This window comes from Gilvimarinus algae, assembly GCF_030518215.1.
In the GTDB taxonomy this organism is placed as follows: Bacteria; Pseudomonadota; Gammaproteobacteria; order Pseudomonadales; family Cellvibrionaceae; genus Gilvimarinus; species Gilvimarinus algae.
This window is the reverse complement of the sequence record NZ_JAULRT010000059.1, coordinates 31687-58541: the sequence shown is the minus strand read 5'-3', so window position 1 is coordinate 58541 and position 26855 is coordinate 31687. Positions and strand designations below refer to the sequence as shown.

Genomic DNA, 26855 nt, shown 5'->3' with positions numbered 1-26855 from the left:
TTGAATTTGGCTCTACTATCGATGGTTTGGACAAACATCTTTTTGGGCAGGCGTGACTTCTCATTTGCCAGCACTACGGCCTCATGGGCCCAGCGAACGCACGGCACAGCGACATCGCCCGAAATACGGCTGTATAAAACGGCGGACTATAGCAAAAAAACGCGAAGTCCACCAGTTATTGCGCGTTTATCGCCCAACTCTGGTGCAAATAGCCAAAACAGCGCCAGGCCGACCCGCCACCGCTGACACGCACGGCGGGTGACCCGGACCTGCCAGCATCAATCCGCCTGACGGCGCAGAAACGCCGGGATATCCAGATACTCCATGTCCCGGTCTGCGGCGGGTGCCGCAGCGGCTGCCTGACCACCCGAACCGTTACGCATAACGGTGGGGCGATCCAGAGCCGCGTAGTCCACCTGCCCATCAGAGCGGCGAGTGTTGTCTACCACCACTTTGGTCGGGGCCTTGGCCATTTGCTCGGCGGCCCCCAGGCCGGTGGCAACAACGGTGACGCGCAGCTCATCCGACAACTCGGGGTCGATAACGGTTCCCACCACTATTGTGGCATCGTCGGAGGAGAACTCGGCGATGGTTTCACCCACTTCACCGTACTCACCCAGCGACAGGTCCATACCGGCGGTGATGTTAACCAGAATGCCGCGAGCGCCCTGCAAATTGACGTCTTCAAGCAGCGGACTGCGAATCGCCGCTTCGGCGGCCTCTCGAGCGCGATTTTCACCGCGCGCATGAGCGGTACCCATCATCGCCATACCCATCTCCGACATCACAGTGCGTACATCGGCAAAGTCGACGTTGATCATACCCGGGCGGATAATCAGGTCGGCAATCCCCTGCACAGCGCCCTGCAACACGCTGTTGGCGGCTTTAAAGGCATCGAGCAGGCTGGTGGTTTTTCCCAATACCGACAAGAGCTTCTCGTTGGGAATCGTAATCAGGGAGTCGACGCGCTCCTGGAGCTCCTTGATACCCGCATCGGCCACCTGCATGCGCTTGCGCCCTTCAAAGGGAAAGGGCTTGGTCACAACGGCAACCGTAAGAATGTCCATGTCCCGAGCGACTTCCGCGACAATCGGAGCGGCACCAGTTCCCGTACCGCCACCCATACCTGCAGCGATAAAGACCATATCTGCCCCAGAGAGGACCTCGGCTATGCGCTCGCGATCTTCCATGGCGGCATGGCGCCCCACCTCAGGGTTGGCACCCGCACCCAAGCCCTTGGTCATGCTGTTACCGAGCTGCAAAGCAACCCTCGCATCAACATCTTTCAAGGCCTGAGCATCTGTGTTGGCGCAAATGAATTCCACGCCTTCTACATTGTTGGAGATCATGTGTTTAACGGCGTTGCCACCGCCGCCGCCGACACCGATCACTTTGATTACTGCATTTTGTGGCATGCTGTCTACTAGCTCAAACATGACGTTTCCCCTCTCGTCCGTAAATCAAAAAGTTAACAATCAAAATTCACCTTGAAACATTTTTTTCAGCCTGGCGAGCCACCCGGGCTCACCATCGCTGGCCGGTGTCGCGTAATGATCGCCCTGACGTTGTTTCAGGGCATATTGCAATAGCCCCACACCGGTGGAGTAAATCGGGTTATTGACAATGTCAGACAACCCCGAAATATTCTGTGGCGCTCCTAGCCTGACGGGCATGTGGAAAATCTCTTCAGCCAATTCCACTACACCTTCCATTTTTGCCGTGCCGCCGGTCAAAACAATGCCGGCCGGCAACATATCCTCGTAACCACTGCGTCGAATTTCAGCTTGCACGAGCGTGAAAAGCTCGTCATAGCGCGGCTCAACCACCTCGGCCAATGCCTGACGTGAGAGATTACGCGAAGCCCGATCACCGACACTTGGCACCTTAATGGTTTCATCCGGGCCTGTGAGCTTGGCCAGCGCACAGGCGTATTTAATTTTTATTTCCTCGGCGTTTTGCGTCGGCGTGCGCAGCGCCATAGCAATATCATTAGTCACCTGATCACCGGCAATCGGAATTACACCTGTGTGCCGAATGGCCCCATCGGTAAAAATAGCGATGTCGGTCGTCCCGCCACCGATATCCACGATGCACACACCCAGCTCGCGCTCATCATCGGTCAACACCGAGTAATTAGAAGCGAGTTGCTCGAGAATAATGTCCTCTACCTCGAGCCCACAGCGACGGATACATTTCTCGATGTTCTGCGCCGCATTGACCGCACAGGTCACCAGATGCACTTTGGCCTCAAGGCGAACGCCACTCATCCCCAGCGGTTCCTTCACTCCCTCCTGATCATCGATCAGAAACTCCTGGGGCAGTATGTGCAGAATCTTCTGGTCCGCCGGTATCGCTACCGCCTGGGCCGCGTCAATTACCCGCTCGACATCCTGAGTGAACACCTCTCGATCTTTAATCGCCACTATGCCGTGCGAGTTGAGGCTGCGGATGTGGCTGCCGGCAATACCCGCGTAGACGGAGTGTATTTGACAGCCGGCCATCAGCTCCGCCTCTTCAACCGCGCGCTGAATGGAGTGCACCGTAGACTCGATATTCACCACCACGCCTTTTTTTAGGCCGCTGGAGCGGCAAGAGCCGATACCGACAATTTCCAGATTTCCCTCCGGATTCACGGCACCGACAATCGCCACCACCTTGGAGGTGCCTATGTCCAGTCCTACGATCATCTTGTTGTCATTAGAGCCCGCCATTGATTGGACCTCTTATCCCCAAACCTGCAAAGTGTTTAATTTCATTTAGCTCGTCTTCTCGATGCTCACTTCGTATTCATCCGACCAAGCCACAGCGAGGCCGTTGGCGTAGCGCAAATCCACCCGGGCGACCGCCTCAAAGTTCTGAATTAAGTGCTCGTCGTACACCCACAGAAAACGTTGTATTTTCTCCGGCAACTCATCTTTCCCCAGGGTCAGCTCAGCGCCGCCTTCCAGGGCGATTCTCCAGGTACCCAGGTGATCGACCCACAGCCGAGTAATGGACAGACTGCGCGAGCGCAACACCCGCGATAAATCCTGATATTGCTGCATAATCTTCGTCGATTCAGACTCACGACCCATCAGTTGCGGCAAATGCTCCAGCGTTTTCGCTTGCGACGTATGGATAACCTCGCCACGCTGATTCAAAAAACCGACCTCGCCCCATCGAGCAATGGGCACCTGCTCAATCAATGTCACAGTAAGCGCACTGGGCAGAGAGCGCGCAACCACGGCCCGCTCAACCCAGGGGTGCCGTTCGATGTCTCGCTTCAGCTCAGTGAGATCAAGCTCGACAAATTCCCGGTCAATGGCCCTGCTGATCAGCGCGGTTGCCTCTTCTCTCGACAGCTGTACAAAACTTCCCTCGACTTTGACTTCCTCGACCGGGTGACGCATCACCGTCGAAAGGGCCATGCCGCCGTAGTGATACATCGCAACGCCAGCCGCGCCGAGCACACCCAGGAGCGTGACCTGCTTGAGTGCACGCGCGACCTTTTGCAGCGACTGAAATCGCTGAGCGGGCCTTGCGGCGCCTCTCGGCGTCGCCTGGCGATACCCTTTTGCCCGGCTGCGCTTTTGCATTACCGACGCAAGCTCTCCGTTAAAATGGCCAAGACTAAAGATTCAAAACTCAAACCACTGGCCTTGGCTGCCATAGGCACCAGTGAATGACTGGTCATTCCGGGCACGGTATTGACCTCGAGCATAAAAAACTCGCCCGCCTCATTGGCCATAACATCGACGCGCCCCCAGCCACGACAGCCTATTGCTCTAAAGGCCTCAAGCGCGCGATGCCGCAGAATTTGCTCGCGCTCCGGCTCGAGCCCGCAAGGACAGATATAGCGAGTGTCCCCGGCAACATATTTGGCCTCAAAGTCGTAAAACCGATGATCGGTTTCCAGACGAATGGCCGGCAGCGCTTCATCGTCCAGGATCGCCACGGTGTACTCAGCCCCACGAATCAGCCGCTCCGCAATGACCAGCGAGTCAAACCCCGCAGCGTTACGATAGGCACTTTCGAGCTCCGCACTCGTAGCCACTCTGGCCATGCCGATACTCGAGCCCTCATGCGCGGGCTTCACCATAACCTCGCCGCCCAACGACTCAAGCACTCGTGGCCAGTCGCTGTTTTGCGTCAAGACTTCAAAATCCGGGGTCTGCACACCAATGCCACGCCACAATTGTTTAGTGCGCAACTTATCCATCGCAATGGCAGACGACTGCACGTCGCAACCGGTAAAAGGTATGCACAAATACTCCAACACAGCTTGGATACGGCCATCCTCGCCGCCAGGCCCATGCAGAGCGATAAAGGCCCGGTCCAGCCCGGCCTTTTGCAGCTCGCCAATACTGTCGCGCCCAATATCGATACCGACGTAGTCGATACCGAGTGTTTCCAGCGCCCGCATAACAGCGGCGCCGCTTTTCAGCGAGATTTCACGCTCGGCCGACTGCCCGCCATAAAGCACGCCCACGCGCCCAAACTGTGCAATCATTTCCTGACTCACCCGCAACCACCTTTGCTCATTTATTCCACCAATTGACGCTTTGCCAGCTCAGCGGCCAGGGCGCCGACATTACCAGCACCCTGAGTAATCACGATATCGCCGGCGCGAACCAAGTCCCGCACCACTGCAGGTACGCCGTCGATACCCTCGACAAAAATAGGCTCAACCTGCCCTCGCGCCCGAATGCTGCGGCACAAATGCCGGCCATCCGCACCCGGGATTGGCTCTTCGCCAGCGCTGTAGACCTCAAGCAACACCAACCCGTCCACTGTCGATAAAACATCGACAAAATCTTCGTAGAGATCGCGCGTACGAGTGTATCGATGTGGCTGGTATACCATCACCAGCCGGCGCTCGGGCCAGCCATCGCGTATCGCTTTGATGGTTGCGGCCACCTCTCTGGGGTGGTGCCCGTAGTCGTCCACCAACATGGCCTCGCCGCCTGCTACCGGATAGTTGCCATACACCTGAAAGCGCCGCCCAACTCCGGCAAAACTTGCCAGACCTTTGACAATAGCCTCGTCGCTTACACCTTCGTCACGCGCCACGGCGATCACAGCCAAGGCATTTAGAATATTGTGCTGGCCGGGAATGTTAATGCGCACTCTCAAGCGCAAGTCACTGTCGTTGTGCACGACATCAAACTCAGAGTGCATCTTTTCCTGATGAATATTTTCAGCGCGCAGGTCACAGTGCTCGGAAAATCCGTATGTCGTCACGGCGCGCGACACCTCGGGCAAAATCTCCTGTACCACTGGATCGTCTCCGCACACCACAGCCAAACCGTAGAAGGGTAAGTTGTGCAGGAACTCAACAAAGGTTTGCTTCAGGCGAGAAAAATCACCCTCATAGGTGTCCATATGATCCGCGTCAATGTTGGTCACGATGGCCACCATCGGCTGCAGATGCAAAAACGAAGCATCACTCTCATCAGCTTCGGCCACCAAGTAACGACTTTGTCCAAGCTGGGCATTACTGCCGGCACTGTTGACCAGTCCGCCAATAATAAACGTGGGATGCCTGTCGGCGGCAGCTAACACAGAGGCCAACAAACTGGTAGTGGTCGTTTTGCCGTGAGTGCCCGCCACAGCAATGCCGTGGCGGTACCGCATCAGTTCCGCTAGCATTTCGGCCCGGCGCACCACAGGCACCCTGGCATCACGTGCGGCCTTCATCTCCGGGTTGGTTTCATCCACAGCGCTGGAGTTGACCACCACATCGGCCTGGGCAATATTCTCGGCGCTATGGCCAACAAATACCGTCGCGCCCTTGTCGACGAGGCGCTGGGTCACCGTCGATGCTTTCAAGTCTGAGCCAGAGATATCATAACCTTGGTTCAGCAGCACTTCGGCAATGCCGCTCATGCCAGCACCACCGATGCCTATAAAATGTATCCGGCGGATACGGCGCATCTCGGGAACTTCGTAATACTGTATTGCTTTATCCATGAATCAGTTCCCCAATCTCGTCTGCCACTTTTGCAGCGGCATCACCGCGGCAGGCTTGTCGCGCAATTTCCGCCATTTGCAACAAAGCACTGCGACTCGCCAGGCGTTCGCGCAGCACTTTGGCCAAGCGCTCAGCACTCAAATCGCCTTGCGGTACACTGATGGCCGCACCAGCGCTGGCCAATACCGCGGCGTTATGCGTCTGGTGATCATCAATCGCTGTTGGCAACGGAATCAAAATGGCCCCGACACCCGCACAAGCGAGCTCCGCAATGGTCAGCGCACCTGCGCGACAAATCACGATATCTGCCCAGCCATAGGCCTCAGACATGTTGTCAATAAATGGCTCTACGCTCGCCTCCACTTGCGATGCGAGGTAATTCGCAGTCGTAACCTCAGCGTGCTTTTCACCGCACTGGTGCCGTACTTTAGGCCGCTCGGACGCATTCAGCTGACCAAGCGCCTGGGGCACAAGCTCGTTGATGGCTAACGCCCCGAGACTTCCACCTAACACAAGAAGATGCAAAGGCTCATCAGCCCTTGCCGCAAACCGCTGGGCAGGTTCCGGTAGCTGACGAATCGCCTGCCGCACCGGGTTACCCACCCAACGGCCATTGTTAAATACATCGTCAAAACCGGTAAGAATGCGATTGGCCAACCGGGAGAGGAGCTTATTAGTCGTACCCGCCACCGCATTTTGCTCATGGATAACCAGCGGCAGGCCCATCATTTTTGCCGCCAAGCCGCCGGGACCAGAGGCAAAACCTCCAAAACCGATCACCACCTCGGGCTTGACGCGTCGCAATACATTGATCGCTTGCAGTACAGCCAGGGCAATCAAAAACGGCGCTTTCAATATGCCCGCGGCGCCTCGGCCACGCACACCTTCCACGCGGATATAATCAATAGTGATGCTCTGGGCCGGCACTAGGCGATGCTCAATGCCTCGCTGGGTTCCCAGCCAGTGCACCTCGACGCCGCGCTCGCGCATTACTTTGGCAACCTCCAACGCAGGGAAAACGTGGCCGCCGGTTCCGCCCGCCATGATCAGCACCCGACTCATGCCGCACCTCCGGCCAAGGAACCTTCGCGGTGCACTCGCGAGGGGTTGGTCACCGGTGTATGTCGCTCGGGGGCGGTGCGCATCTCCATATCAGCGCGCAATACAAAGGCGACCAGGGCACAGCTGACCAGCAAGCTGTTGCCACCGTAGCTAATAAAGGGCAGCGTCAGCCCTTTGGTTGGCAAAAGCCCGCTGGCTACGCCAACGTTAATAAACACCTGCAAGCTGAACAGCACCGCGATTGCAAACACCGCGTAGGTCAGAAACGCATTACCACGTGCACGACAGGTACGGTAAACCGCCAGAATTCGATGGATCAGCGCAGCAAACAATCCAAGAAGCACTAAGCCGCCCAAAAGCCCCAGCTCTTCGGCAAAAATCGCAAAAATAAAATCGGTATGCGCCTCGGGAAGATAAAATAACTTCTGAACACTGTTTCCGAGTCCCATGCCCAGCCACTCGCCTCGCCCGAAAGCTATGAGCGATTGGGTTAATTGGTAACCGGCATTAAATTGATCGGCCCATGGGTCCATAAAGGTGACCAAGCGCTTGAGCCGATATGGGCTTGCGACCGCAAGGGCCGCCAGGAGCCCAACACCCCCAACCGCCAAAGGCACAAAGTATCTAAGCTTCAACCCGGCAATAAACATAATTGCAATCACCGTGGCCCCGATGACCACGGTGCCACCAAAATCGGGCTCCAAGACCAGCAAGGCTAATACCAAGGACAGTATCGCCAGTAACTTACCGAACTCTCGCCAGCTGCTGACGGCAACCGATGGGCGCAGAGAAAAGTACTGAGCAAAAAAGACAATCACGGCAAACTTTGCCACCTCGGAAACCTGCAGGGTAAAAAAGCCAAGGTTAATCCAGCGCTGCGCGCCATTGACTTTTTTCCCCAGACCCGGAATCAATACAACAACCAGCAAAGCCACAGCCGTCAACAACAAAGGCACACTTAAACGACGCCAAACATCGGTCGGCAAGGTCAAAACCACACTGGCCACGGCAAAACTCATCAGCAAAAACACAAGATGACGCTTAGCGAAATACCAACTATCGCCGTAATTGGCGCCAGCAAATGCCACAGAAGCAGACGCGACCATCACAAGTCCGATAGACAAGAGCGCCAGCCAAAGACAGGTCAGGGGCCAATCGGGCTGGACACCGGCACTGAGGGGTTGCTGCCACTTAATCATTGGCGGCCTCCTTTACCCAGTGTTTAAAGGTCTCACCGCGGGCCATGTAGTTATCAAACTCATCAAAACTGGCACACGCTGGGCTCAACAAAACCGTGTCGCCCGAATATGCCAGCTCGCGCGCCTTGGCCAGCGCGGGCAACAAGCCTGCCTCTCGCTCAAGTGCGGAGTAACCCGCGAGCGACTTTTCAATAATGGCAGCGTCGCGACCAAAGACGACCGCCGCCCGAGCATGGCGTTTAAGAGCCTCCAGCAATGGCCGGAAATTATCGTCCTTGGCGACACCGCCGAGCAGCAACACCAGCTTTCCATGCGCTTGGGCGAGCCCTTCAATGGCCGCGAGGGTCGCTCCCACATTGGTTCCCTTGGAATCGTTGATATAACCTACACCATCCACCTCGGCAACCCATTCGCAGCGATGCGGCAGGCCACTAAATGCACGTAATGCCTCAAGCATCGCAATCATAGGCAAACCTGCCGCCTTACCAATAGCCAGTGCGGCCAGAGCGTTGTCGACATTGTGACGGCCGACAATTCGCAACTCACTGGCGGGGATCAAAGGCTTCAGATCTTCTGCAAGCCAGAGTTCGCCGTCTTTATCCACTGTCCCCATATTTTTGAAATCGGCCACGCCACCAAAGGAGACACGCTCAACATCCGCAGCCAAGGGTGGTTGCGTCAGTGGGTCGGTACGGTTGACAACAACTTTTTTGGCACCGTAGTAAATTCGCTGTTTGGCCGCATGGTATGCCGGCATGCTGTCGTAGCGGTCCATATGGTCTGGACTGATATTCAGTACGCAGGCGACCTCTGCCCCAAGCTTGGAGACGGTTTCTAGCTGAAAACTCGATAGCTCCAGCACATAGAGTTCAACACTCTCATTGAGCAAATCGAGTGCGGCGGTGCCCAGATTACCCCCAACAGCAACGCACCGACCGGCGGCCTCAGCCATTTTGCCCACCAGCGTAGTGACGGTACTTTTCCCGTTGGAGCCAGTGATGGCGACAATCGGTGCACGGGCATGGCGACAAAACACCTCGACATCCCCCACCAGGGGCACGCCGGCTTCGCGGGCCTTTGCCAATGCTGGCATAGAGATGGGCACACCAGGACTGACGATAATTTCATCGGCGCTGTTCAACAAAGCCTGATCCCATTGGCCAAACTCGCAGTGTACGCCGGGAAATTCCTGCGCAATTAACGCCCGATTTGGCGGAAGATCTCGGGTATCAAACAGCACAAAACGTTCATTGCAGCGCTGCAAAAAGCGCGCAGCCGACAGACCGGAAACCCCGGTGCCAACGATCGCTTTCATTTTGCTCGTTGCAATCAAGTGACTCACTGCTACCTCAACGCAATTTCAATGTTGCCAAGCCAAAGAGCACCAGCATGACGGTGATAATCCAGAAGCGCACGATCACTCTCGGCTCGGGCCAGCCTTTTAACTCAAAATGATGGTGCAGCGGTGCCATGCGGAAAATCCTCCGACCGGTCAACTTGTAGGAACCCACCTGCAGGATGACCGAGATCGTCTCCATGACAAACACGCCACCCATAATAAAAAACACCACCTCGTGGCGAATAATTACGGCAATAATTCCCAGGGCTGCCCCCAGGGACAATGCCCCTACATCGCCCATAAACACCTGTGCCGGGTAGGTGTTGAACCAGAGGAAACCGAGACCCGCGCCACACAAAGCCGCACAAAACACCACCAGTTCGCCACTGCCCGGCACATGAGCAATGTGCAGGTACTGGGCAAATTCATAGTGCCCAGTCACATAGGCAATGGCACCGAGCGCCGCTGCCACCATAACCGACGGCATAATTGCCAAGCCGTCGAGCCCGTCAGTTAGGTTGACCGCATTGCTCGCCCCAACGACAACGAAGTAACTGAGTACGATGTAGAAAATACCCAGCTCCAAAGCAAAGTTTTTCAAAAATGGCAAGAAAAGCTGGGTCTCGACGGCCGTTGTTGCCGTCAGATACAAAAATACTGCGGCTCCAATGCCCGCCACCGACTGCCAGAAATACTTCCAACGCGCAGGCAAGCCCCGAGAATTCTTCTGTACCACCTTGCGATAATCATCCACCCAGCCGACAGCGCCAAAAACAGCGGTGACCGCCAGCACGACCCAGACATAACGATTGGCCAAGTCCGACCACAACAGGCTGCTGATAAAAATGGCCGCCAGTATCAAGGTGCCACCCATTGTCGGTGTACCAGACTTAGTCAGGTGCGACTGCGGACCGTCATCGCGCACCGCCTGGCCAATTTGCAGCTGGTTTAACTTGCGTATCATCCATGGGCCGAGTAAAAGCGAAATCCCAAGCGCCGTCATCACACTCAAGATGGCACGCAGCGTCAGATACTGAAAGACGAAAAAGCCGCTATTCAATTCTTGTAATTGTTCTGCAAGCCAGAGCAGCATTCAGGTCTTCTCCCCTTCGGTTAAAGCCCTAACCACTCGATCCATTCGAGCGCTGCGTGATCCCTTAATCAAAACGGTGCAATCGCTGTCCGTAACAATTGTCAAAAGATGTTCAATGAGGTCCTGCTGATCTTCAAAATGACGCGAAGGCCCGGAAAAATTATCGCTCACCGCCTGAGACAAGACGCCAAAGGTAAAAACAGCCTGCAGCTTCTTTTGCGAAGCATAGTCGCCAATTTCCGCATGCATCAGGTAAGCCTCTTCCCCGAGTTCGCCCATATCCCCCAACACCAGAATGTTGGCGCCTTTAATGTCACCGAGCACATCAATGGCGGCCCGCACAGAACCCGGATTGGCGTTGTAGCTGTCATCAATTACCGTGCAGCCACCAAGTCCCTTGCGAAAAGTCAGCCGGCCTTCAACCGGAGCAAACGCCTCCAAGCCTTTGACAATTGCCTCATCGGACGCGCCCACTGCATGGGCACAACAGGCAGCCGCAAGAGCATTGCGAATATTGTGCTGCCCACCGACAGCAAGACGCACTGGCAAACTGCGCCCCAGCAAATTAAGTGTAAAGCGCTGCTCGTGTCCGTCAGCCTCAAGCTCCGTTGCGTAGCAGTTAGCCACGGTGTTGCTCAGGGAAAACGTCAAACGACTGCGATCGTGCAGCTGATGCAACCACTGGGCAGCGAATTGATCATCGAGATTGACCACGCTGCATCCATCGGCCTTTACTCCTTGATAAATTTCTCCTTTGGCATCGGCCACGCCCTCAAGCGATCCAAACCCCTCCAGGTGAGCGGGCATCACATTGTTGACCAGCGCCACATCGGGCACCGCCAGCTCACACAAATAGGCAATTTCGCCAATAGCACTGGCGCCCATTTCGATCACTGCAAAACGCTCTTCGCCGGTAAGCCGCAACAGTGTCAGGGGCACGCCAATGTGATTGTTAAAATTGCCCTGGGTTGCAAGCACCGGGCCCTCACACTGCAAAATATTGTGGACCATGCTGCGCACACTGGTCTTGCCGCTCGAACCGGTGATCGCAACCACGGGGCCGTTGAAACGCGCACGATTGATGCGGGCTATTTCACCCAACCCTAGAATCGTGTCATCAACTTGCAACTGAGCCAGGGGGCAGGCGCTGTCAATGGCGTCCACCAGGGCGCCGACGGCCCCGGCGCGCTCGACATCAGCGAGGAAGTTATGACCGTCAAAATTGGGGCCGCGCAGAGCGACAAAAAAATCACCGGGTTCAATTTTTCTCGAATCGGTGCAGATACGGGTAAAGGGCCCCGAATCTGCTGTCATTAGTGTTGTGAAAAAACGGGAGAAATCACGCTGCAACTGCTTAATGGACATAGTGCCAATCATGACGCACTCTCCTCGCCGGCCTTTCTCTGACGCTCTTTCAGTGCTTGGAGCGCCTGCTCCCGATCGCTGAAAGGCTGCTCGTGCTCGGCAAAAACTTGCACCTGCTCATGCCCTTTGCCCGCAATCAATACCGCATCGCCCGCAGCGGCTTGCTGTACAGCTAGGGCAATCGCTTTATCACGCTCCGGAATTACCAGGCAACGTTCAGGTGTGTACATACCGCGCACAATCTGACCGGCAATGTCTGCCGGATTTTCGCGGCGTGGATTGTCATTGGTCACCAAAACGTAGTCAGCGGCTTTTTCTGCCACCCGCCCCATTACCGGACGCTTATCGGCGTCCCGGTCGCCACCGCAGCCAAACACGCACCAAAGACTGCCATCGGCGTGCCGGCGCAAGGCCCGCAAGGCCTTCGCCAATGCATCCGGCGTGTGGGCGTAATCCACCACTACTTGAACATCCTGCCCGGCGTCTAGCGCAATTTGTTCCATTCGCCCCGGTGCCGGTTTGAGCTGTGAAATGAGAGGCGCAATCTCACCCAAACGATAGCCGCGGAGCAAGGCAACGCTGATAGCTGCCAACATATTGCCGGCATTAAAATCGCCCAGCAGGCGAGAACGAATGCTGGCACTCTCACCGCCGGCACACACCACAGCGCTAATCCCGTCGCGGGAATAGACAATAGACTCGTAATAGACATCGGCCTTTGGCGAGCTCAGGGAATAACTGAGTACCTGCTCGACGCGCTCAGACTTCTTCCTCAGAGACTTGCACCAGGGGTCGTCGCGATTGATCACCGCGTGGCGCAGCCCCCTTGCCTTGAGCAGGCGCGCTTTGGCCTTGCCATAGGCTTTCAGATCACCGTGAAAGTCGAGATGATCGTGGGTTAGATTCGTGAACACCCCGGTGGTAATGCGCACGTGCCGGGTGCGGTGTTGAACGAGTGCATGGGAGGACACCTCCATTGCCAGAGTATCCGCCCCCTGATCGACAAGGGCCGCCAAAGCGCCCTGAGTTGCGAGCGGGTCAGGTGTGGTATACCCAGTTGGGGTAAAGGTATCTCCAATCAACCCGACACCGAGCGTTCCCATCACGGCGGACTTTCTGCCCAGCGCCGCGAGCAGTTGGGCGATCAGCAAAGCGCTGGTGGTTTTGCCATTGGTGCCGGTAATGCCGATCACGTCCAAGGAGGCGCTGGGGTCGGCGTAGAGGCGGCTGGCCAGCTCGCTCAGCTGCTTATCCAGTTGTCGCACCCGCACGACGGGCACCCCGCCGGTGTAACTGATCATAGCGTCCGCATCAACAAGCACAGCCACTGCGCCCGCCTCGGCGGCATCGCCAATAAAGTCAGCGCCATCGACACGCTGTCCACGCAGAGCCACAAAGACATCTCCGGCACGCACTCGGCGGCTGTCCGATGCCATACCCTGCACCATCAGCTCTCGCAGGGGCTCAGGGGCCACAGAGCCCAGCATTTCACCCAGTGTCAATTCGGCCAGCGCCATCACAACCGCACCCCCTGAGTGAGCGCCAACTGCGAGTTGTCGCTGCGGGGCGTCACACTGATACGGGCCGCCTGGGTTTGCGGTGGCTCCTGCAGTAGACGCAAAGCACCCTCGGTGATGCTGGAGAACACCGGCGCTGCCACCTGGCCACCGTGGTATTTGGTATCGCGAGGCTCATCGATCATGACCGCGACAATAATGTCCGGACTGTCAGCCGGCGCAGCCCCCACAAATGAACCGATATAACGATGATCGGCATAACCGCCTGCATCGGCCTTATGCGCTGTGCCCGTCTTACCGGCAACTGGGTAGGCGTCTACTTTGGCGCGGCTGCCCGTGCCTTCCAGGCTCACCACTTTGCGCAACATTTTCATGACCGCGCGAGTGTACTGCTCGTCCACCACCTGCTCTGTCGAGGCCGCCTGTTCGCTGCGAAGCAGCGACACGGGGCGACGAACACCATCGCTGGCGAGCACTGAGTACGCCTGCGCAAGTTGTAAAATAGTCAGGTTCAGCCCGTAGCCAAACGCATAAGTAGCCCGCTGAATCGGCCTCCAGCGGGTGTAAGAAGGCAGCACTCCCACCGCTTCGCCGGGAAAGCCTGTACCCGTACCCTGGCCAAGGCCAAGGCGATAGTACATATCGCGGATGGTGTCCGGCTCGACAGCCAGAGCCAATTTGGTCATGCCCACCTGACTGGACTTGGCAATGATACGGGTTAAATCCAGCTCCCCGTAGTTGACGGGGTCGAGCAAGGTTTTCTTGCCGACCTGCACATAGCCGGGCGTAGTATCGATCACCGAATAGGGTTGGAACTTACCCGTCTCAAGAGCCGCCATCACTGCCAGCGGCTTGATGGTGGAGCCCGGCTCGAACACATCCGTCAGCGCGCGGTTGCGCAGACTGGCAGGGTGAATATTGGCGCGGTCATTGGGGTTATAAGAAGGCTGATTGGCCATCGCCAAGACTTCACCGGTGTGGACATCGAGCACCACCACAGAACCGGCCTTAGCGCCGAATTGCTGTACCGCTTTTTTCAGCTCGCGGTGCGCCAAATACTGCAGGCGCAAATCAATGCTGAGCGCCAGAGGTCTGCCGCTGCGAGCGGCCTGAATCAGGCCCAACTCTTTAACGGTGCGACCGCGCAAGTCCTTGAGCACCTGCTTGGCGCCACTCTCCCCGGCGAGCCAGGCATCGTAGGCAAGCTCCATGCCCTCCTGACCGCGATCATCAATGTCCGTCATACCGACAATATGAGCAGCCACTTCGCCAGCAGGGTAGTAACGGCGAAATTCACGCTGACTGTAAACACCATCGATGCCCAGATCGAGAATACTCGCCGCTTCCTGTGGCGGCAGATGACGCTCCAGATAGACAAACTCTTTGCCTGAGTAGCGCGCCAGGCGGCTCTCGAGCTCAGCCTTATCCCAACCGAGCGCCTGCGCCAGGCGGCTCCAATTGGCCGGACTTTGCAAGAGTATTTGCGGATTCGCCCAGATGGACTCAACCGGCGTGCTAACGGCCAGCGGCTCGCCATTGCGATCGGTGATAACGCCGCGATAGGCGCTGACCGGCTCCGTGCGTACCGTCCGCGCATCGCCCTGCCCCTGCAGGAACTCAAAGCCACGGTCGGCGTCAGGCAGCACCTGCAAAGAGGCAATGCGCCAAAGCAAAAGCGCAGCAAGCACCAGCATAGCGGCCACTACGCTGTAAAATCGCCAAGGCTGTATCGCCGTTTGCTGCACTTAAGGTTCCTTTTATTTATTTCACCAAAATAATGTGTTCGGCTTCGGGCACATGCATGTCGAGCTCTTCACGTGCCTTCTTTTCCACCCTTGAGTAAGAGGCCCAAGTGCTCTGTTCGAGCAAGTACTGCCCCCACTGCACCTCCAACTCGGCCGACTCGCGCCTTAGCGACTCGAGCCGATCAGTTTCCCTGCGCACCTGCTGAGTGACACTCACCACAGCCAGCGCCGAGATCAGGCAGGCCAACCACAGCAACGCCACCAACACCCACTGGCCACTCTTGGCACCGGCACCTGCAGCCATGGTCAGGCAATTTTTTCCGCTACCCGCATCACCGCACTGCGCGAGCGTAGGTTGCGGCCCAACTCTTCCTCTCCCGCCTTTAAAGCCTTAGAGCGGCTCACCAGCCGACGGTTGAGCTGACTGTCCAACACTGGCAGACCTCGCGGTACCGGATCGCCTTTTTCATAACGGCGAATAAACCGTTTAACCAAACGGTCTTCCAGCGAGTGAAAACTGATCACCACCAGCCGGCCGCCCACGGCCAGCATTTCCAGCGCCTGTGCCAACACCGCCTGCAGATCCGAAAGCTCATCATTAATGTGTATGCGAATACCCTGAAATGCGCGGGTGGCAGGGTGCTTGCCCTTCTCCCATGCCGGGTTGGCATCCTTGAGAATTTGCGCCAGACGACCGGTGCGGACAATCGGCGCCTTTTGCCTTTCCTGCACCAACGCGCGAGCCATGCGTCTGGCGAACCGCTCTTCGCCATACTCTTTCATTACCCGTGCAAGCTCAGCCTCATCAGCGCTGTTGACCCAATCTGCTGCACTGATGCCGCGCGTTTGATCCATGCGCATATCCAGCGGGCCATCGTGCAAAAAACTGAATCCGCGCTCCGGCTCATCCAGCTGCGGGGATGACACACCAAGGTCCAGCAAAATACCGCTTACCTGGCCCACCTTTCCCAGTGCATGAACCCGCTGCTCCAAACAGGCGAAGCTTTCGTGGGCAATTGTGAAGCGCTGATCCTGACCAAAACGCTGCTGGGCGACGGCAATCGCTGCCTCATCTTTGTCAAAGGCCAACAGTTGGCCAACCGGCGACAAGCGCTCCAAAATACGCGCGCTGTGACCGCCTCGGCCGAAAGTGCCGTCCACATAAAAGCCGGCAGCGTCCACCACGAGGGCGTCCACCGCCTCTTGTTCGAGCACGGTAATATGAGGCTGATCTCCCATGGCGCCCCCTATAAAACCAGTGACTGAAGTTCTTCAGGCAACTGATCGTCGCCAGGCTCTTGCATCTGGGCCGTCCAGGCCGCCTCATCCCACAACTCCAGTTTCTCCCCCAAGCCGGCCAACATCAGCTTTTTGTCCAGCTGAGCGTGAGCCCTCAAGGTCGGCGGCACCAGGATGCGGCCGTTGCCATCGAGCTCCAGCGGGCAAGCATGACCGATAAGAAGGCGCTGAACGCGTCGGGCGGCCTTGTTCATGGCAGGCAGGGCCTGGATGCTCGGCAGAATTTCGAGCCAGCGGGATTCCGGGTACACCAATAAGCAGGGATCTTCTGTGTGAGCGGTAACCACCAGACGACCGGCGCACAGCTCCACCAACCCTTCACGAATCCGGGTCGGTACCGCCATACGCCCTTTGGCGTCCATATTGATGGCATAGTTACCAGTAAACACAAATCACCACTTATTGGGGCTCTAGATCCACAAAAAACCACTATTACCCACTTTTCTCCACATTGGCACACTATAAATCGGGGGCAGCCAAAGTCAAGCAAGCAGGTAGGAAAATGACGGTAAAATTCACAAAAGCGGGAGAAAAATCGGCGAACTGGTAAAAAGCAGGTGCTCCACACAAACGGCAGCAGTGAATAATCCTGTTAATTTACAGGCACGTAGAGGCGAGACCTAAGAAACTACTTTAAGTGTGGGATCTTTTGGGATTAAGCGTCGAGACACGATAGACGATTGAGGCATAACATCGGGAGAGGAATAATTCGGAGTCGGCCTGTAAGCCGGGTTCTGTCTGGGACAGTCATTCATCTGGGATGTGTGTCGCCACACACCTCTTGCGACCTACCCGAATCCAGTGCGGGCCACACCAATGGATTCCTATTTGGTCTTGCTCCGAGCGGGGTTTACCTTGCCACGGACTGTTACCAGCCGCGCGGTGCGCTCTTACCGCACCCTTTCACCCTTACCGGCGCTTGCGCGCTTAGGCGGTCTACTCTCTGCTGCACTTTCCGTAAGCTCGCACTTCCCAGGCGTTACCTGGCGCTCTGCCCTGCGGAGCCCGGACTTTCCTCCACCCCTAAGGGCAGCGACTGCCGAGCCGACTCCGAGGCCCAAAGATAAACTGACCGGCAAAAATGTCAAGAAAAACCGGCTAATCACGCCCCAAAGCCCATTGGTAGAGCTCATTTTTGCGCAGCCCCGTCAACTTGGCACCGATGGCGGCCGCCTGTTTAACGGGAAGCTCCTCAAGCAAGATGGTCATAGTGGCCTCGGCCTGCGCATCCAGCCCTAACTCTCGTGCGGGCGCGCCATGCGCCAAGACCACGATTTCGCCGCGCTGCTGGTTGCTGTCTGAGGCCACCCAGTCAAGCAGCTCGGCAGCAGTGCCGCCCCTGATGGTTTCAAATGTTTTGGTCAGCTCGCGCGCCAGCACCAGCTCGCGCGACGAACCAAAGGCCTCACTCATGTCCCGAAGGCACTCGACAATGCGATGCGGCGCCTCATAGAAGATCAGGGTGCGGGTTTCGCTTGCAAGAGTTGCAAGCTGGCGCTGCCTGGCACCCGCTTTGGCCGGCAAAAAGCCTTCAAATGCAAAGCGATTGGAGGGCAACCCGGCCGCACTGAGCGCCGCAACCAGCGCGCAGGCTCCGGGGACCGGCACCACCCGGGCACCCGCCTGGCGGGCAGCGCGCACCAAGCGATAACCGGGGTCAGAGACCAGGGGCGTGCCGGCATCGCTGATCAGCGCCAGAGATTCCCCGGCGGCAAGATGCGAAAGCAGCTCGTCCACCCGGCGCTCGTCGCTATGATCGTGATAGGCCACGCAGCGGGTCTCGATGGAAAAATGTTGCAGCAGACGTGCGCTGTGTCGGGTATCCTCGCAGGCAATGAGGCTTACTGTCTGGAGCACCTCGACGGCACGCGGTACCATATCGGCCAAATGACCAATAGGTGTGGCGACTACATAGAGAACACCCGACTGATCGTTCATGTCTGACTCCGCGGCAAAAGCCGCCAGTTTAACATCGACCGGCCGTCTGGCGCCCCACCCAACACGAGCGCACTACATGTACAAACGTTTGACACGCCCCCTCACCATTACCCTGTTGGCAGCCATCCTTGCCAGCTGCTCCAACCAGCCGCGCCAATCGACTCAACTCCATGTCCCGGGCGAGATGAGCCAGGCGCAATTGGAGCGGCGGGTCGGTGAACTGGTGCAGCAGGCCCGGGAAGCCTCTGTCTCCCAGCGCACAGGCTACCTGCTGGAGGCGGCCGAACTGCTGCTGGGAGAAGACGAACCCGAGTGGGCCTTCAACCTGCTAAACAGCATTGAGGCCGACCGGCTCGGCGACTACACCTATCTGCGTTATATTCAGGCCTACAGCGAAGCGGCGCTCGCCAGCGGCTACTATTTCGATGCGCGCGACGCCCTGTTTGAAAAGCGCCTTGAAGCTCTTTGGGGCAGCCTTGCACTGGATCGGCAGACCCGGCTGCTCGAACAGCGAGCCCGCCTCGACTCTCTGCTGGGCGATTATCAACAGAGCTTGAGCGCGCGTATTCGCCTGGGCGGTCTGCTCGCGAGCAACGATGAGCTGCAAATGAATAATGAGGCTATATGGCAGGATTTAATGAGCCTGCCCGCCGACGAGCTGCAGCGCCTGGCAAGGCAGAATGAACAAAGCGAACTCGAGGGCTGGGCGCAACTGGCCTTGATCAGCCGCAACAACGCCGCTAATTTAAGCCAACAGTTGGACCGCGTCGAAGCCTGGCGCCGCAACTGGCCAGGTCACCCCGCCAGTGTCGAGTTGCCCAGCGACTTGCAATTGCTGCGTCAGCTCATTGACCAGCAGCCGCGCACCGTCGCCCTGCTGCTGCCGCAGACCGGGCGTCTCGCTGGTGCCGCCTCAGCCGTGCGCGATGGCTTTCTCGCAGCCTACTACGCCCAGGCCGAGGCCGAGTTCAAACCCACCATTATTCAGTACGACAGCAGTGATGCTGACATAAATGCCCTCTATGACCAGGCGGTGGCCGAGGGTGCGCAAATGATTGTCGGCCCGCTAGCCAAGGAGCACGTCGAAGCCCTGGCTGAGCGCCCCTCTCTAGCGGTGCCGGTGCTCGCGCTCAATTATCGTGAAGCCGATGCCAGCAACCAAACTAGCGCTCTTCTGGCCACTCCACTGCCCATGCAAGGCAAACAAATCTCCCCCCAGATTCCTGTGCCCGGCATGATCACAAACCAGCCGTCGGTCTCGGCCCAGCTCTACCAGTTTGGTCTGGCCCCGGAAGACGAAGCACGACAGATCGCCCGCCACGCGCACTTGCAGGGCTACCGCCGCGCCATGATCATCGCCCCGGACATCGACTGGGCCGAGCGCAGCGTCGAAGCTTTTGTCGATGAATGGAGCAGCCTCGATGGCTTAGTCGTTGCCGACAGCCGATACATAGGCGCGGGCGATTATTCCGATGTCATCAAAAACGCCCTGCTACTCGATGCCAGTGAGCAGCGCCACAAGGCTCTGCGCCAGATCATTTACACCAATAGTGAGTTTGAACCGAGAAGACGGCAGGACGTAGAAGTGATTTTCCTGATTGCCAACCCCCGCCAGGCGCGGCAGATTAAACCCACTCTGGCGTTTCACTACGCCGGTGATATTCCCGTTCTCGCCACCAGCCAAATTTACGACGGTGAAGAAAACGGCAAGGGCGACCGCGACCTCAACGGTATCCGTTTCAACACCTTGCCGTGGTTTTTCTCCGCAGACGCTGAGGCTCGGGCCATTGATACTCACACGGAGGCCCCCGCTACCTACCGACGTTTGCACGCCATGGGGGCCGATGCCTATCATCTCTACCCGCGGCTGCCACAGCTGCAAAAATTACCGCACACCCGAGTGCTCGGGGCCACCGGTTCCCTGACGCTCAATCGAGAGGGGCGCGTTGAGCGCGAGCCCATTTGGGCCGAGTTCGACGATGGCATTGCCCGACCAGTCAGCTCGCGCTCTATCGAACGGGCAAGGCCGGGCTCTTGAGCCCGCTTTGGCGTAAAAAATCAGGCGGGGGCCGGGGGGCTCGCGCCGAGCACTTGGCCCGTCAGTACTTACAACGGCAGGGGCTGACATTTGTAGCCGCCAACGTGCGCGGCCCCGGTGGGGAGATAGACCTGATCATGCGCCATGAGCAGACTCTGGTCTTTGTGGAGGTGCGACTGCGCAGCCATCCGGCTTTCTCTTCTGCCAGTGAAAGCATAGACGCGCGCAAGCAGCACCGTCTGGTACAAACAGCCCAATACTACTTGCAACAACAAGGGCTTACCGAAGCCCTACCCTGCCGTTTTGATGTGGTAGCATTGTCCTCGCTCGAAGACAGCAATGCAGTGCAGTGGATCGTCAATGCCTTTGGTGCGGCTTAACCGTTAGGGTCAATTATGGAACAGCGGGTTATCACCCTATTTCACGAAAGTATTGAAGCCAAGATGCAGGCCGGCGAACAGCTGGCCCCGCTGATTGCTCACAGCAGCGAGTTAATGGTTGAGAGTCTGTTGCACGGCGGCAAAATTCTCACCTGCGCAAACGGCGCAAGCGCTTCCCTGGCACAGGCCTTTGCCGCCATGATGATCAACCGCTTCGAACACGAGCGCCCCAGCCTTCCTGCACTGCACATAGGCGCCGACCCGGTCCTGCAATCGGCCATCGCCCACGATTACACCTACAACGAGGTATACGCCAAGCAAATTCGCGCCCTGGGGCAACCCGGCGATGTGCTGGTCGTGCTGAGCGCCTCGGGCAGTGCCAGCAATCTTTTACAGGCCATCAGCGCCGCCCACGACCGGGATATGCCTGTGATCGCCCTCACCGGCAGGGACAGTGGTGACATCGTCGCCTTGCTGGATAATCGCGACGTCGAACTGCGCGGTCCGGACGCCCCCTATGCGCGCATTCATGAAGTACACTTGCTGACGCTCTTCTGCCTGTGCGATCTTATTGAGCAACAACTGTTCGGGAGTCACGAATAATGGTTTCACGGTTTGCCCAGGCTTGCCTTATTGTTCTGTTCTGTATCGCCGGTTCAGCCTGCACCAGCATCATCAGCGCTACTACGGATGAGCCCATCACCATAGACCCGGGCAAGCGATCACTGGGCGTTAAGATAGACGATCAGCAAATCGAAACCGTGGCTTCAGTGAATATTGACAAAGCTCACCCGCAGCTCGACAGCGCGCCGGTGAGTGTGCATAGCTTTAACGCTGTGGTTCTGCTGGTTGGCCAGGTGCCCACCAACGAGCTGCGCGAACTCGCCGGTAATACTGTGAAGAAATTGCCTAACGTTCGTCAGGTACACAATGAGCTGCAGGTACAGGCGCCGCTGTCATTACTGGCAGGAGCCAACGACAGCTGGTTGACCACCAAAATCAAATCCAAGCTGCTCACCAATCGCGATATCGATAGCGGCCGGCTGCATATAGTGACGGAAAACAACACCGTTTTCCTGATGGGCCTGGTCACTCACGCCGAGGCGGAAACGGTCACGGACGTTGCCAGGCACACAGGCGGCGTACAAAAAGTTGTCAGAGTCTTCGAGTACATTGATTAACCCCTAACAACAGGACATTGTGTATGGACATTACAACCATCGTGGTACTGGTGATACTCGCGGCGCTGGTGATCTACGCCATCAGCATCTACAACCAACTGGTCAGCCTGAAGAACCGTTTCAAAAACGCCTTTGCCCAGATTGAAGTGCAACTGAAACGACGCTACGACCTGATTCCCAATCTGGTGGAAACGGCCAAAGCTTATATCAAGCACGAAAGAGAAACCCTTGAGGCGGTCACCCAGGCGCGCAATCAAGCCATGGCCGGCCTACAGGCGGCCGCCGCCGCACCGGGCGACGCTGCTGCCATGGGGCAATTGGCGGGCGCGGAAGGCGCTTTGGCGGGTGCGCTAGGACGCCTCAACATGGTAATGGAGGCCTACCCGGACCTGAAAGCCTCAAGCAATATGCAGCAAGTGTCTGAGGAGCTGACCAGCACCGAAAACCGTATCGCGTTTGCCCGCCAGGCCTTTAACGATTCGGTAATGACCTACAACACCTACAAACAGAGCTTCCCACAGGTGGTTCTCGCCGGCCTGTTTGGCCACAGCGAAGACGCCAGCCTGCTGGAATTTGAAGACAGCGCCGAGATTCAGGCGGCTCCCAAGGTACAATTTTAAACAGCAAGCTTTTACGCCAGGCCCGCGCTTGAGGCACCTTCGCGCTTTGCGCCAGTCTCAGGCCGAGCCAGGCCGCCGGGAGTCAGCATGAACTTTTTTGAGCAGCAGGATATCGCCCGCCGCAACACCCGCAAGCTGATCATCTTGCTGGGGCTAGCCATCGCCTCGCTTATCGCCGTAACCACAGCCCTTTTTGCCGGTGTTATGGCTCACCTAGAAACCGGCAACAGCATGTTTCATGCACAAACCGCCGGCATGAGTTTTTGGCAAAAGCTCGCCACTGTGGTGAGCTGGCAAACCGTCAGCGGTATCGCACTGGTGGTCTTGACCGTGGTCTTTCTCGGCGGTCTGTACAAGTACTTCCAACTCAGCCGCGGCGGACGCGCGGTCGCAGAAGCGCTCGGCGGGCGACTGCTCAATACCAATACCCAAGACTTCAACGAACGCCAGCTGTTAAACGTCGTGGAGGAAATGGCCATCGCCTCGGGCACGCCCGTACCGCCGGTTTACCTGATGGAAGAGCCCTCAATCAATGCCTTCGCCGCGGGTCACACGCCGCAAGATGCCGTTATTGGCGTCACGCGCGGCTGCATAGAAACACTGAACCGCGACGAACTCCAAGGCGTTGTAGCCCACGAATTCAGCCATATTTTCCACGGTGATATGCGCCTGAATATGCGCTTGGTGGCATTGCTGAATGGCATAATGTTATTGGGGCTTATCGGTCACTTTCTGGTGCGCGGGTCGGCCTATCGCAGCTTGGGGCGCTCGAGCAAAAACAATAGCCAGGGGGCCATCGTGGGTATTGGCATTGGCTTAATGATTATTGGCTATGCAGGTACCTTCTTTGGCAATCTTATAAAAGCTGCAGTGAGTCGTCAGCGGGAGTTTTTGGCCGACGCCTCGGCCGTGCAGTTTACCCGCGATAATACAGGCATTGCCGGCGCCCTCAAAAAAATCGGCGCGCTCCCCGCCGGCAGTAAACTGCAAGCTGAGCACAGCGCTGAATTCAGCCACATGTATTTCGGCCAGGGGGTCAGCACCGCGTTCAATAGCTTAATGGCCACGCACCCACCACTCGACGAGCGCATCCGCCGCGTTGAGCCCAACTGGAACGGCACCTTTCCCACTCTGTCCACCGAGCCACAAGCGAGCAAAACAACAGCCGGCAGCGCGCAGCAGGCCAAAGGTTTTAGTGCAGACCCGGTTGCCGCCTTCAAGACCGCTGCAGTGGCGACGGCGGTGGATCACATTGGCCAGCCGCAGCGCCAGGATATCGATAGCGCACGCTCCGCTCTGGAGCAGATGCCGGTGCACTTACGCGAAGCTGCACACGAGACCTTCTCTGCCCGGGGACTGATTTTCGGGTTGCTGCTGGACCGGGATCGCCAGGCACGCGCGCAGCAATGGCGAGCACTGAGCGGGCACTACCCCAACGCCGAGCTCAATCAACTCGCTGACATCGCCCGCGCCAGCGCGCAGGTGCACGATCTGCACCGCTTGCCTTTAATTGAACTGTGCATGCCCGCGCTCAAAGAGCTCACCGCCTCCCAGCGGAACACGTTTTTTAAGGCCATGGACACGCTTATCAATGCCGATCATAAGGTGAACTTGATGGAGTGGGCCATTCGACGCATTCTTTCGCACCAGTTGGCTGCCGCGTCCGAGCGCAGCGGCACGCTCAATCTGCGCCAACTCCACCAGGAGTCGGTCGTGCTCCTGTCGTTTCTCGCCTACGCTGGTGGGCAAGATGGGGCACAAACCCATAAAAGCTTTGCCGCCGCCTGCAAGACACTAGGGCTACCCCCTTGTGAGCCTCTGGGGCTGGCCCAGCTGGACACAGCGCTGCTTGATCGGGCGCTGACAAAGCTCAATCGCGTCAAGCCACTACAGAAGCCGCAGCTGCTCAAAGCCATGATCGCCTGCATTGAGCACGACGGCCAAGTCAGTGCCGCAGAAGCCGAGCTGTTTCGCGCCGTCGCCGACAGTCTCAACTGCCCCGTACCGCCGCTGAGAGCCGATCACCACCCTTAAATCTTGTGCTCTGTGAGGCTATAATGGGCGCGCCCTGTAAACCAACTTTTGAGGTGACCCCTTGTTACTGGACCAAGCCACTCCCGAACAACTGCGCGAATGGGAAAGTCAACTGAGCCAAGAATACGACGCCATCGTCGGTAAGAAGCTCAACCTTGATGTCACCCGCGGTAAGCCCTCTGCCGATCAACTCGATCTCTCCGACGCCCTCGATGGCATACTCGACGGCAACTATGTCGCCGCTAACGGTACCGACACCCGCAACTACGGCGGCATCGACGGCATCCCGGAAGCGAAGCGTCTGGGTTCTGACCTAATGAGCGTGCCGGCGGACAATATACTGGTGGGCGGCAACTCCAGCCTTACGCTGATGCACCAAACCATGCTCACGGCCTACTACTTTGGCTTGAGCGGCGCCGACAGCGCCTGGAAAAATATCGATGCCCCTAAAGTTATCTGCCCGGTCCCCGGTTATGATCGCCACTTTACAGTCTGCGAGCAGCTCGGTATTGAGATGGTCACCGTCCCCATGACCGCCACCGGCCCTGACATGGACGCCGTTGAGACGCTGGTTAAAAGCGACAGCCGTATTCGCGGCATGTGGTGTGTCCCCAAGTATTCCAACCCGACTGGCGTTGTCTACACCGATGAGACCGTAGAGCGGATTGCCAAGTTGGGGCTGATTGCGCACGCTGACTTCCGGGTTTTCTGGGACAACGCCTACGCGGTACACGATCTGGTGAAGAGCCCGGCCACCCTGGCCAGCGTGTTTGATTTGTGCAACAAACACGGCACCGCCGACTCTGTGGTGCAATTTGCCTCCACCTCAAAAATTACTCACGCCGGTGCCGGCGTAGCGTTTGTCGCTGCCAGCACCACCAACCTTAATGGCCTGAAAGCCTTCCTCGGCGCCTGCACTATCGGCCCGGACAAGGTTAATCAACTACGCCATGCGCGCTTTTTGCCCAACCGCGATGCTCTGATGGGCCATATGGCAAAGCACGCAGCCTTGCTCCAGCCGCGCTTTGATGCAGTACTCAGCGCGCTGTCCAGCGCTTTTGACGGCACTGATCTCGGCAACTGGGAAACCCCCGAAGGTGGTTACTTTGTCTCCTTCGACACCCGTCCTGGCTGCGCCAAGGAAACCGTGCGGCTGGCCGCAGAAGCGGGGGTCAAGCTGACCCCTGCCGGAGCGACTTTTCCCTATGGCAAAGACCCTGAGGATCGCAATATTCGCATCGCGCCTTCGGTGCCTTCCGTCGACGAGGTCGTCGGTGCCATGGAGGTTTTTGTAACCTGCGTCAAACTCGCATCCGTGCGTCAGGCTCTGACACGCTAATTCGTCAAAGCACAAAAGCAAAAAGCCGCCGAGGCTCAGCGCCTCGGCGGCTTTTTATTGGTCTTTTGGCAATCCTAAGCAACAAAAAAGGCCACCCTAAGGCGGCCTTTTTAGCAGGAGCGAGAAGCGCTCAGTTCTTCTCGACCGGAACCAATACAACGCTAGGCGCCTTGGCGGCGCGGGCTGCATCAGCGACGGCGACATAAACACCGGCGTCTGCTTCATGGTTGGCCTGAATGATTACGGCGGCTTTTGGCAGCTCAGCGCGCATTTGCGCGATGTTAGACCGTACAGAGGCCTCATCAATACGGCGCAGGCCATTGTCGCCAAACATCCAGATTTGGTTGTCGGCGGTAATTTGAACCAGAATGTTAGGGTCAGCATTCGGCGGTGGCGGCTCGTCGTTCTCTTCCGGAACATTGACATCAAGGCCAATTTCCTTAACAAAGGACGCCGTTACAATAAAGAAGATCAACATGATGAAGACGACGTCAAGCATTGGCGTCAGATCGATATCGTTGCTGTCCTCAGAGCTACGGTTTTTCTTTCTACGACTCACCGTACACACTCCCGTTATTATGCTAGTGGATGGCAAAATTTCAGAATGGCAATACTACCAGCTTGTACCGACGCTGACTAATTATTTGCTGTGTTTTTCAGGGCAAATATTCGTAAACCCCCCGCCAACCGGGCTTTCTGACTGTTTTTTCACCAAAACTCGCGGTCGCCAGAGCCTGCCCGCACCAAAATGAAGCA

Annotated in this window: 24 protein-coding genes and 1 other RNA gene; 7 read left to right on the top strand and 18 right to left on the bottom strand. The window is 57.4% G+C overall.

Annotated elements, in window-relative coordinates; all coding sequences use genetic code 11:
• Nucleotides 1-278: 278 nt before the first annotated feature.
• The 17 genes from ftsZ to rsmI form a co-directional block, all read right to left on the bottom strand.
• Complete coding sequence (ftsZ, locus tag QWI16_RS11590; RefSeq protein WP_302713303.1) at nucleotides 279-1436, bottom strand: cell division protein FtsZ; 1158 nt, start codon at nucleotides 1434-1436, stop codon at nucleotides 279-281.
• 39 nt (nucleotides 1437-1475) lie between these two features.
• Entirely contained in the window at nucleotides 1476-2711 is a 1236-nt protein-coding gene (gene ftsA, locus QWI16_RS11585; RefSeq protein WP_302713302.1) for a cell division protein FtsA, read from the bottom strand.
• Between the two features lie 45 nt (nucleotides 2712-2756).
• On the bottom strand, nucleotides 2757-3575 hold the full coding sequence (locus QWI16_RS11580; RefSeq protein WP_302713301.1) for a cell division protein FtsQ/DivIB: 819 nt from the start codon (nucleotides 3573-3575) through the stop codon (nucleotides 2757-2759).
• Nucleotides 3575-4489 carry a D-alanine--D-alanine ligase gene (locus QWI16_RS11575; protein ID WP_302713299.1) on the bottom strand — a complete coding sequence of 305 codons (915 nt, stop codon included), beginning with the start codon at nucleotides 4487-4489 and terminating at the stop codon, nucleotides 3575-3577. The genes QWI16_RS11580 and QWI16_RS11575 overlap by 1 nt, the downstream gene beginning before the upstream one ends.
• Nucleotides 4490-4521: 32 nt before the next feature.
• On the bottom strand, nucleotides 4522-5949 hold the full coding sequence (gene murC / locus QWI16_RS11570; protein WP_302713298.1) for a UDP-N-acetylmuramate--L-alanine ligase: 1428 nt from the start codon (nucleotides 5947-5949) through the stop codon (nucleotides 4522-4524).
• Complete coding sequence (murG, locus tag QWI16_RS11565) at nucleotides 5942-7012, bottom strand: undecaprenyldiphospho-muramoylpentapeptide beta-N-acetylglucosaminyltransferase (RefSeq protein WP_302713296.1); 1071 nt, start codon at nucleotides 7010-7012, stop codon at nucleotides 5942-5944. Before murG ends, murC begins: the two co-directional genes overlap by 8 nt.
• Nucleotides 7009-8211 (bottom strand): putative lipid II flippase FtsW, encoded by a 1203-nt coding sequence (ftsW, locus tag QWI16_RS11560; protein WP_302713295.1) that lies wholly within the window; start codon nucleotides 8209-8211, stop codon nucleotides 7009-7011. The genes murG and ftsW overlap by 4 nt, the downstream gene beginning before the upstream one ends.
• Nucleotides 8204-9526 carry a UDP-N-acetylmuramoyl-L-alanine--D-glutamate ligase gene (gene murD / locus QWI16_RS11555; protein ID WP_302713293.1) on the bottom strand — a complete coding sequence of 441 codons (1323 nt, stop codon included), beginning with the start codon at nucleotides 9524-9526 and terminating at the stop codon, nucleotides 8204-8206. The genes ftsW and murD overlap by 8 nt, the downstream gene beginning before the upstream one ends.
• Before the next feature lie 34 nt (nucleotides 9527-9560).
• Nucleotides 9561-10643: a phospho-N-acetylmuramoyl-pentapeptide-transferase gene (gene mraY, locus QWI16_RS11550; RefSeq protein WP_302713291.1), complete on the bottom strand. Its 1083-nt coding sequence runs from the start codon at nucleotides 10641-10643 to the stop codon at nucleotides 9561-9563.
• Entirely contained in the window at nucleotides 10644-12020 is a 1377-nt protein-coding gene (locus tag QWI16_RS11545; protein WP_302713290.1) for a UDP-N-acetylmuramoyl-tripeptide--D-alanyl-D-alanine ligase, read from the bottom strand. It lies immediately after the preceding gene.
• Nucleotides 12017-13525: a UDP-N-acetylmuramoyl-L-alanyl-D-glutamate--2,6-diaminopimelate ligase gene (locus QWI16_RS11540; RefSeq protein WP_302713650.1), complete on the bottom strand. Its 1509-nt coding sequence runs from the start codon at nucleotides 13523-13525 to the stop codon at nucleotides 12017-12019. Before QWI16_RS11540 ends, QWI16_RS11545 begins: the two co-directional genes overlap by 4 nt.
• Nucleotides 13525-15219: a peptidoglycan D,D-transpeptidase FtsI family protein gene (locus QWI16_RS11535; protein WP_302713648.1), complete on the bottom strand. Its 1695-nt coding sequence runs from the start codon at nucleotides 15217-15219 to the stop codon at nucleotides 13525-13527. Before QWI16_RS11535 ends, QWI16_RS11540 begins: the two co-directional genes overlap by 1 nt.
• Nucleotides 15220-15286: 67 nt before the next feature.
• Complete coding sequence (gene ftsL / locus QWI16_RS11530; RefSeq protein WP_302713289.1) at nucleotides 15287-15574, bottom strand: cell division protein FtsL; 288 nt, start codon at nucleotides 15572-15574, stop codon at nucleotides 15287-15289.
• Between the two features lie 2 nt (nucleotides 15575-15576).
• A complete protein-coding gene (gene rsmH / locus QWI16_RS11525) occupies nucleotides 15577-16509 on the bottom strand; it encodes a 16S rRNA (cytosine(1402)-N(4))-methyltransferase RsmH (RefSeq protein WP_302713288.1) in 933 nt (310 codons plus the stop codon).
• Between the two features lie 8 nt (nucleotides 16510-16517).
• Entirely contained in the window at nucleotides 16518-16958 is a 441-nt protein-coding gene (gene mraZ / locus QWI16_RS11520; RefSeq protein WP_302713287.1) for a division/cell wall cluster transcriptional repressor MraZ, read from the bottom strand.
• Between the two features lie 318 nt (nucleotides 16959-17276).
• Nucleotides 17277-17621: RNase P RNA component class A (rnpB, locus tag QWI16_RS11515), an RNA gene on the bottom strand.
• 46 nt (nucleotides 17622-17667) lie between these two features.
• Nucleotides 17668-18507 carry a 16S rRNA (cytidine(1402)-2'-O)-methyltransferase gene (gene rsmI, locus QWI16_RS11510; RefSeq protein ID WP_302713285.1) on the bottom strand — a complete coding sequence of 280 codons (840 nt, stop codon included), beginning with the start codon at nucleotides 18505-18507 and terminating at the stop codon, nucleotides 17668-17670.
• 76 nt (nucleotides 18508-18583) lie between these two features.
• Between rsmI and QWI16_RS11505 the strand changes: the two genes are divergently transcribed.
• The 7 genes from QWI16_RS11505 to QWI16_RS11475 all read left to right on the top strand — a co-directional run bounded on the left by QWI16_RS11505 (nucleotide 18584) and on the right by QWI16_RS11475 (nucleotide 26099).
• Nucleotides 18584-20545 (top strand): penicillin-binding protein activator, encoded by a 1962-nt coding sequence (locus tag QWI16_RS11505; RefSeq protein ID WP_302713284.1) that lies wholly within the window; start codon nucleotides 18584-18586, stop codon nucleotides 20543-20545.
• Entirely contained in the window at nucleotides 20542-20925 is a 384-nt protein-coding gene (locus QWI16_RS11500) for a YraN family protein (protein WP_302713283.1), read from the top strand. The genes QWI16_RS11505 and QWI16_RS11500 overlap by 4 nt, the downstream gene beginning before the upstream one ends.
• 15 nt (nucleotides 20926-20940) lie before the next feature.
• A complete protein-coding gene (locus QWI16_RS11495; protein ID WP_302713282.1) occupies nucleotides 20941-21528 on the top strand; it encodes an SIS domain-containing protein in 588 nt (195 codons plus the stop codon).
• On the top strand, nucleotides 21528-22106 hold the full coding sequence (locus tag QWI16_RS11490; protein WP_302713281.1) for a BON domain-containing protein: 579 nt from the start codon (nucleotides 21528-21530) through the stop codon (nucleotides 22104-22106). The genes QWI16_RS11495 and QWI16_RS11490 overlap by 1 nt, the downstream gene beginning before the upstream one ends.
• A gap of 23 nt (nucleotides 22107-22129) precedes the next feature.
• On the top strand, nucleotides 22130-22726 hold the full coding sequence (locus QWI16_RS11485) for a LemA family protein (protein WP_302713279.1): 597 nt from the start codon (nucleotides 22130-22132) through the stop codon (nucleotides 22724-22726).
• A gap of 87 nt (nucleotides 22727-22813) precedes the next feature.
• Nucleotides 22814-24760 (top strand): M48 family metallopeptidase, encoded by a 1947-nt coding sequence (locus tag QWI16_RS11480; protein WP_302713278.1) that lies wholly within the window; start codon nucleotides 22814-22816, stop codon nucleotides 24758-24760.
• A gap of 61 nt (nucleotides 24761-24821) precedes the next feature.
• Nucleotides 24822-26099, top strand: coding sequence for an aspartate aminotransferase type Ic (locus QWI16_RS11475; RefSeq protein ID WP_302713277.1), 1278 nt, complete (start codon nucleotides 24822-24824; stop codon nucleotides 26097-26099).
• Between the two features lie 130 nt (nucleotides 26100-26229).
• On the opposite strand, the gene QWI16_RS11470 is transcribed toward QWI16_RS11475, so the two are convergent.
• Complete coding sequence (locus QWI16_RS11470) at nucleotides 26230-26658, bottom strand: ExbD/TolR family protein (RefSeq protein WP_302713276.1); 429 nt, start codon at nucleotides 26656-26658, stop codon at nucleotides 26230-26232.
• Nucleotides 26659-26855 lie beyond the last annotated feature (197 nt).